8 protein-coding genes are annotated in these 7,178 nt (G+C 32.7%); 3 read left to right on the top strand and 5 right to left on the bottom strand.

Annotation, left to right across the window (positions count from 1 at the left end):
- Positions 1–305: 305 nt before the first annotated feature.
- The gene (locus tag DG508_RS18660) at positions 306–611 is read left to right on the top strand and encodes a helix-turn-helix domain-containing protein (protein WP_103866255.1); all 306 of its coding nucleotides are present in this window, start codon (positions 306–308) and stop codon (positions 609–611) included.
- Between the two features lie 309 nt (positions 612–920).
- The gene (locus DG508_RS18655; protein ID WP_108869598.1) at positions 921–1,271 is read left to right on the top strand and encodes a hypothetical protein; all 351 of its coding nucleotides are present in this window, start codon (positions 921–923) and stop codon (positions 1,269–1,271) included.
- 58 nt (positions 1,272–1,329) lie between these two features.
- Here DG508_RS18655 and DG508_RS18650 read toward each other — a convergent pair whose 3' ends face one another.
- The 3 genes from DG508_RS18650 to DG508_RS18640 form a co-directional block, all read right to left on the bottom strand.
- Positions 1,330–2,388 (bottom strand): glycosyltransferase family 9 protein, encoded by a 1,059-nt coding sequence (locus DG508_RS18650; RefSeq protein ID WP_234418263.1) that lies wholly within the window; start codon positions 2,386–2,388, stop codon positions 1,330–1,332.
- On the bottom strand, positions 2,375–2,983 hold the full coding sequence (locus DG508_RS18645) for a DUF4254 domain-containing protein (RefSeq protein WP_108869597.1): 609 nt from the start codon (positions 2,981–2,983) through the stop codon (positions 2,375–2,377). Before DG508_RS18645 ends, DG508_RS18650 begins: the two co-directional genes overlap by 14 nt.
- Before the next feature lie 147 nt (positions 2,984–3,130).
- Positions 3,131–4,051, bottom strand: coding sequence for a DUF6427 family protein (locus DG508_RS18640; RefSeq protein WP_255412591.1), 921 nt, complete (start codon positions 4,049–4,051; stop codon positions 3,131–3,133).
- Positions 4,052–4,176: 125 nt separating this feature from the next.
- Here DG508_RS18640 and DG508_RS18635 point away from each other — a divergent pair, with 125 nt between their 5' ends.
- Positions 4,177–4,407, top strand: a complete 231-nt coding sequence (locus DG508_RS18635; protein ID WP_108869595.1) for a DUF6341 family protein — start codon at positions 4,177–4,179, stop codon at positions 4,405–4,407.
- Between the two features lie 86 nt (positions 4,408–4,493).
- On the opposite strand, the gene purD is transcribed toward DG508_RS18635, so the two are convergent.
- Positions 4,494–5,765, bottom strand: a complete 1,272-nt coding sequence (gene purD / locus DG508_RS18630; RefSeq protein ID WP_108869594.1) for a phosphoribosylamine--glycine ligase — start codon at positions 5,763–5,765, stop codon at positions 4,494–4,496.
- Positions 5,766–5,875: 110 nt separating this feature from the next.
- On the bottom strand, positions 5,876–7,162 hold the full coding sequence (locus tag DG508_RS18625) for an O-antigen ligase family protein (protein ID WP_234418262.1): 1,287 nt from the start codon (positions 7,160–7,162) through the stop codon (positions 5,876–5,878).
- Positions 7,163–7,178: the final 16 nt, after the last annotated feature.

Here is a 7,178-nt window from a genome sequence, read left to right as displayed (position 1 = left end):
AAGACATGACAGAATATCTTAGGTTTTTTCTTGATTTTAGATTTTTAGAAAGCCCACATATTTCAATAATAGCCACAGAATTTTTAGAGAAAAAGGCATGACCTCACAACCTATTGTTTACTGTCTAAGCAAGCTAATATAGCTATGAGCGAACACTGATTATAACATGGGAGCTTTTAATAATGAAGAGATTGCGGTCTCTAAAGAAGGAATCTATCAAGGAGAAGAAGTAGAAGAAAAACTTATAAACGCTCTTGTTTTTCTTGAATAAAAATAAGTATATTTGTCAAATATTGACAAGTCAAATGAAGGAAACTTTTGGAGAGTATATCAAAACGCATAGAAAAAACAAAGGGCTCACCTTGACCCAACTAGCTGCTTTATTGGGACTAGACGCTGCAAATTTGAGCAAAATGGAGAATGAGAAGCGTAATTTTGATCCATCCAAACTTCCAACCTTGGCAGAAATTTTTGAAATCCCTTTTGATGAGATTAATGACGAGTATGTAAGTGATAAGATTGGTAAACAAATCTATGAGATGAACTGCTCTACAGAGTTGCTCAAAGTTGCAGAAGAAAAAGCAGCATATCGCAGAGCTTCAAAAAAATAAAGCCTTTTTTACAGATTCAAGGCTACCCCGTATCAGGACCAAATTGCATCTCCTACCCTGCAATCCTGTAAATCTGTTAGTTTATAAAAAAGGATAGAAGGTTTTCTTCTATCTTACTAGTATACAAAAGGAGTTGATAAGTTATCCTATTCAGAGCTCTTTTTTTAAAATTTTAAGTCAGAACGATACATGCCCGCTTCTTTTATAGAAGGTAGCACTTGACATATAGCTATTACAGTATATGTTTTACCAAAGGCCGGGAACTACGCTAGTTTTATCTAAATCAAAAAAACACTAAATATAAAAAAGATGAAAATAGACTTAGAGGCTCAAGGTTTTCCAACATTTAAGCTACCTGCAAATCAAGATTTGATTTTATTACTTATCAAAAATGAACTGATTAGCACCCAGTTTGCACATCAATTAGATACTATAGGGTTTGATACCTCTAGCTACAGTATAGAGCTAGGTTCTGCTATTTTATCCTTGGTTGGCTTTACAGATAGAACAGATACGTTATGGGAGTGGTATTATAATATACTGGATTCTTATATAGAGAAAATAAATCTAGAAGAAAATGGCATAACAGAGAGGGTCATTTTTGATTTTTATATCGCCTTACGTATAAAGTTACATACAGAATCTATAAAGGTTGCATAACCTAGAGTGGGCTAATTTTATATAGATTTTTTATCTGAAGGAGAAAATAAGTATGATTCTATAGTTTATTAATCATAGTAATTACCTTTTGTGGCGGTATGCTATTCATTACATTTTCATACCCTTCTGGCACCTTATTACCATATATAGATGTTGGTATTTGATCATACTTGGCAAGGTTTGGCAAAATAGCATGTTCTATTGGTTGGCCAAATGGCATAAAGCCAGCATAGGGGTGTGTAACACCCCATAATGTAATGGTTGGCACACCGTGCATAGCGGCTAGATGTGCATTGCCACTATCCATAGATAGCATGATGTCTAGGTTGCCTATTAATTTTAATTCTCCTTCAAAGGATAATTTGCCTATTACATTGGTGACATTTTTATATTTGCTCGCTATATTATTCAAAATATCGGCCTCACGCTTACCACCACCAAACAAGAAAATCTCAAAGTTCTCTTCTTTATCCAATGTATCGATCACCTCAACGATCGATTCTAGTGGGTATGTTTTGCTGTCATATTGCGCAAAAGGGGCGATCCCTAACCACTTCTTGGTTGAATTCTGGGTGAGTTCTAGAATATCAGGTGTCAAAGATTGTTTTGCAGGAAATCTATGGGTAGAGAGATCTATAGGATATCCCAATGCCGAAAAAACATCTGCATAGCGCTGGTGGGTGGTTTTTAATTGTTTGAATACCTTGCCTTTTGATCGAGTCAATGCCTTCTTCTCTGCTCTACCTTTATCTATTTGAATGGTTTTTATTCCTTTTAAAAAGAATAAATTCTTGAGTATATTAGAGCGTAGCACATTGTGCAAATCGGCAACGGCAGTGATTTTCTGTTTTTTTAATTCATTAGATAATCTAGTAAGTCCCAAGATGCCTTTGTGCTTCTTATCTACATCGGCATGATATACCTCTAGATTTTCTATACCCGAGAATAAGGGAGCAAAGAATTTTCTTGTAAGTACTGTTAGTTTTACATCTGGATAGGTTGCTCTAAAAACACGTAATACAGGAATAGTCATTGCAACATCCCCCATGGCAGATAATCGTATTACCAAAATATTTGCCTCAGAACCGCCTAGTTTCCTGATATTATTTACCGCCACGCAATACTGGGTTTAATTCATCATCATTATACATCTTCATTTGCTTGTATACCTTCATGTACTTGTCGCCATTTTCTATATCACTCAGTAATGTATCTATGGCTGTCGATAAATCTACTTGTTGCTCTAATAAAGTGTCTAATTTTTTTTGGCACCCAGCCTTATGCGCTGCTGTAGCTCCTTCTCTAATAGTTTCTACATGCATATGATATACTTTTAATGCTAAAATAGACAACCTGTCTACACCCCAAGCAGGACTTTCTGTATTGATGGTTGCAGATGCTTTAGGAGTTACTTCTTTGTATAATTCTAGAAAATAACTATCAATATACTCTACCATATCAGTTCTATCCTGATTAGAAGCATCTATCTGTCTTTTTAGCTTTAATGCAGCAACGGGATCAATTTCTGGATCACGTATAATATCTTCATAATGCCACTGTACTGTATCAATCCAACATTTACGATACAACAAATGCTCTATAGCTTGTGATTTACTGTCATAGGGATTAGAGAATTCCTGATCTACAGTATCAATCACATGGTATTTTTCTATAACTTCTTTAAAAATGGAATTTGCTTTGTTGGTAAACATGTATCTTATTATTTTCTATAATTTATGCAAAGGTATTATATTTTGTAATAGTATGTATTATATAGCCATATTGATATCTTACTGAATTATATTTTAAAAATATTTCTTTGATAATCAACCTATAAAACAAATGATACGTATTTAATTTTAAAACAATAAAATGATAAATGGCATGAGAATGAATACCCATAGATTAACCTCTTTGGCAAACTGGCGATAATCCATCTCGAGATACGCAGTACTCATGAGTGCCAAAGGAGCAACGATAAAAAATAACTCTGAGGTATCTTTTGAAGGGGAAACCACTATAATCCCTACTGCAACCAATAAGTACACAATAACTAATCTAAGTATTGGCTTGGTATTTACTGCTTTTCGACCAAACTTAATAAGATATATCGAAAAAAAGAAAATCGTGCAAATTGATAATACTCCTACAGAAAACAATTGTTCTTTTCTTAGGTAACTGTGAAATGAGAATGAAAATGAATCTATATAGTCTGTGAATGCAAAAAATGAATCATAGACCAATAATGTAAAACAGTTGGCAAACAAAAAGGCTACGCTTATACCTACCACAGGAATAATCCAGTTTCTATAATCTTTGGAGCAAAAATATAATATTCCTAAAAAGACCAAGATTATAAAGCCGATACTCCAAAAATAGGCTAATGAGGCTAGTCCTATATAAAATGAAGCATTAAAAATCTTGGCTTTACTTTGTTTCTCATTTCGTAAATGCAATATATTCTGTAGTGCTAATAAAACAAATACATTGGATGCTAGTATATAAAAACTTGTCAATGAATTAGGAAGTACTGCCGATAGGCAAGCATACAATAGTATTGTAAATGTACCTTTATTGGTTAAGTTATTTTTTTGTGCTACCAAATTAAGTGCAAGCATAGGCAAAACGTATAAAAAAAGACCTACTGTAGCCAAAAGAATAGGGGTACTTTTTATCTCTAATCCCTTTTTGTAATAGGCAATACCAAAGAACACTGTCATATACAATGCTATGACTATATAATTAATTGGTTTTGATTTACTAAAAAAGCTTGATAACACTACTATTTTTTATATTTTTGCAATCGGTGATAATATATTTATTGTCATTATTTATGATAGAACTAATTTATAAAAAGTTTTTAAGTATAAGGCTTTAAACTTTTTACAAAAAATATTCAACCGTTATGAACGATTTTTTTAAAGCTATAGATTCCTTTTTTGTAGATGTGCTTTTTGCTCCTCTTGATGCCTTGAGAACACTTGAGCTAGAAAGCTGGTCTGGAGCCAATTTTATTAATTGGTTTTTTATGTTAATCGGTTTTGTTGCTTTTTTATATTGGATGAAACAATTGAAAAAGTTTAATGACAATAATGAAGAGGATAGAGATCCTACAGCTCATTCATTCCTGAATTAGTATAAAAGGAAATCAAATAATAAAAAGAAACCCGCTGTTTTTATAAAAACAGCGGGTTTCTTTTTTACAGATCGTAAACCTAGCTCTTACAAGTCAAATCCTAGATCTTTTCTATAATACATTTTATCAAAATTAAGTTTTTCTACACTTTGATATGATTTTTGCAATGCAATTCTAAAATCTTCATCAAGTGATGTGATTGCAATTACTCTTCCGCCGTTTGTTACTACTTTATCACCATCTATCTTGGTTCCTGCCTGAAAAACGATAGAGTCTGTTATCGTATCAATTCCTGTAATTTCTTTTCCTTTATCATATGCTTCTGGATATCCTCCTGAAACTGTCATTACTGTAGTAGCACTTCTAGGGTCTAACTCAATATCAATTGTGTCTAATGATTGATCTCCTACATGTTTAAATAAAGTTACCAAGTCTGTTTTTATTCTTGGCAAGACTACTTCGGTCTCGGGGTCACCCATACGCACATTATATTCAATAACTTTTGGGTCATCTCCTACCTTGATCAATCCTATAAAAATAAAACCTTTGTAATCTATATTCTCTTTTGCCAGTCCGTCTACTGTAGGTTTAATGACTTGATTTTCGATCTTAGCCATAAAAGTATCATCAGCAAAGGGAACGGGTGATATTGCTCCCATACCGCCAGTATTTAAGCCTGTATCTCCTTCTCCTATCCTCTTATAATCCTTGGCTGTAGGCAATGTTACATAGTTTTTTCCATCTGTAAGAACAAAAACACTAAGTTCTATCCCATCAAGAAATTCCTCTATCACGACCTTTTCACTAGCTGCACCAAACTTCTTATTGGTCAACATGTTTTCTAATTCTGCCTTGGCTTCTTGAATATCTTCTAATATCAATACTCCTTTTCCTGCTGCCAAACCATCTGCTTTTAAAACGTATGGAGCTTGCAGGGTTTCTAAGAACTGTTTTCCTTCTTCTACAGTAGTGGCTGTAAAGCTTTGATACGCTGCTGTAGGAATATTATGTCTGAACAAAAATTCTTTTGCATACTCTTTACTACCTTCTAGCTGTGCTCCTTCTTTAGAAGGGCCTATGACAATAACGTTCTTTAATTGATCATCTTTGGTAAAAAAATCACTGATTCCTTGTACCAAAGGGTCTTCTGGCCCCACTACTACCATATCAATACTCTCACGCAATACCACATCTTTGATTGCCATAAAATCTGTAACCGAAATATCAATATTGGTCGCTATACCAGCTGTCCCTGCATTACCAGGTGCTACAAATAACTTATTACAAAGTTTACTTTGCGCTATTTTATATGCAAATGTATGTTCTCTTCCTCCTGATCCAAGTACTAAAATGTTCATGATAATTTACCTTGTTTTTTGAGGTTCAAAAATAACTTATTAGAATTTGTATTACTAATTCTTTTTAAGGAAGTGACTTAAACTTTTTCTATTAGTAATAAAAACGGTAATCATTGCTCATTCCTAATAATTCTACTACTCAAAATACTTCGCTTTTTTAAAAGTAAAGGGATAACGATAGAAAAAAACACAATCCCATTAAATCGAACCAACATAGATTCAAAAAGTAATGATATAAAAAGAATTAAGAAAACCGAAAATTCATTTCTGCTTCTTTTCATACGCATACCTAACAAGATAAAAATGCTTACCAAAATACCAAAACCTACAATACCTGTTTGTAAGTACGTTTGCAAAAACTGATTGTGAGAGTTGTACTTGTTCTTATGATTGAACGTATAATTCAATTCTTTATATTTTTTGATCAAAACATCGTTTGCATCTCCTACCCCATAACCAAGAATAGGGGCTTCTTTTATCAATTTGATACTTGCATCCCAGGACAATACTCTTGATTTTTCTGAAGTGGTGTTTTCATAATCCAATGTCTCATTAAAACTTTTAATTCTCACATAAAAATCTGAAACTCTAGGGTTGCTTGCAAATAAAAATACTCCCATCATAAACATAATGATCATTGTATACTTTTTTTGCTTATCCTTGATATTAACAATCAATAGTATGGCCATAATTGCTAAAATCACATATGCAGCAATAGAAGCAAGTAAAAAGAGGTACAAAAACAAAACAAAAATCACTACCATTTGCAATCGTGTCTGTAGTTTGTTTTTTAGATAATAGCTTAGTACTAATAGTATATAAATCGAAATATAGTTTGCATTAACTGCTCTTGAAAGAGAGGAACCTATAAAGAAGTAGTTTCGCCCTTTTATCAGTCGTTCTATAAACGAAAATGTATTTATACCTTCTTTGTCGTTAATCGCATATTGCAATAGATTGTTTGTGGCACAAAAAAAATTAAAACAGAAAGAGACTAGTAGGCCTACTAGCAAAAAATCAAATAGTTTTCTTACTGTAGTTGCATCTTCTTTGACAAACAAAAAAATGATCGGAAATAATAACAATGTCAATGATCGCTGTATCAAATCGAATCCACTAGATAAATTATCTGTGTAGATTAATCCAAGAGACATTACTACAAAATACGCAGGGAATAGTAGTAATATTTTATTATCTAGTATAAAACTTTTATCAGATCTGAACATCATAATGACTCCAAAAATAATTGAAATCACAAAAAATGGAGTTGGAAGATTAATCCCTAGTGGTAATAAAAAGAAAGCAATATATAAGCTGTTCCAAAAAGTCATAACTATCCAGTCATCTTCTTTGTAAAACATGCTTGTAGCATTGATTATTAAATTCTTTAATTTCACTTACTATTAATTCATT

This window comes from Aquimarina aquimarini (assembly GCF_900299535.1).
Lineage (GTDB): Bacteria > Bacteroidota > Bacteroidia > Flavobacteriales > Flavobacteriaceae > Aquimarina > Aquimarina aquimarini.
The sequence above is the reverse complement of the archived record's forward strand: the minus strand, read 5'-3'. Positions and strand labels throughout refer to the sequence as shown.

Coding starts and splice junctions, on each gene's coding strand:
- DG508_RS18645 (WP_108869597.1), bottom strand. CDS start 2,983: ATGTTTACCAACAAAGCAAATTCCATTTTTAAAGAAGTTATAGAAAAA.
- DG508_RS18635 (WP_108869595.1), top strand. CDS start 4,177: ATGAACGATTTTTTTAAAGCTATAGATTCCTTTTTTGTAGATGTGCTT.
- DG508_RS18655 (WP_108869598.1), top strand. CDS start 921: ATGAAAATAGACTTAGAGGCTCAAGGTTTTCCAACATTTAAGCTACCT.
- purD (WP_108869594.1), bottom strand. CDS start 5,765: ATGAACATTTTAGTACTTGGATCAGGAGGAAGAGAACATACATTTGCA.
- DG508_RS18660 (WP_103866255.1), top strand. CDS start 306: ATGAAGGAAACTTTTGGAGAGTATATCAAAACGCATAGAAAAAACAAA.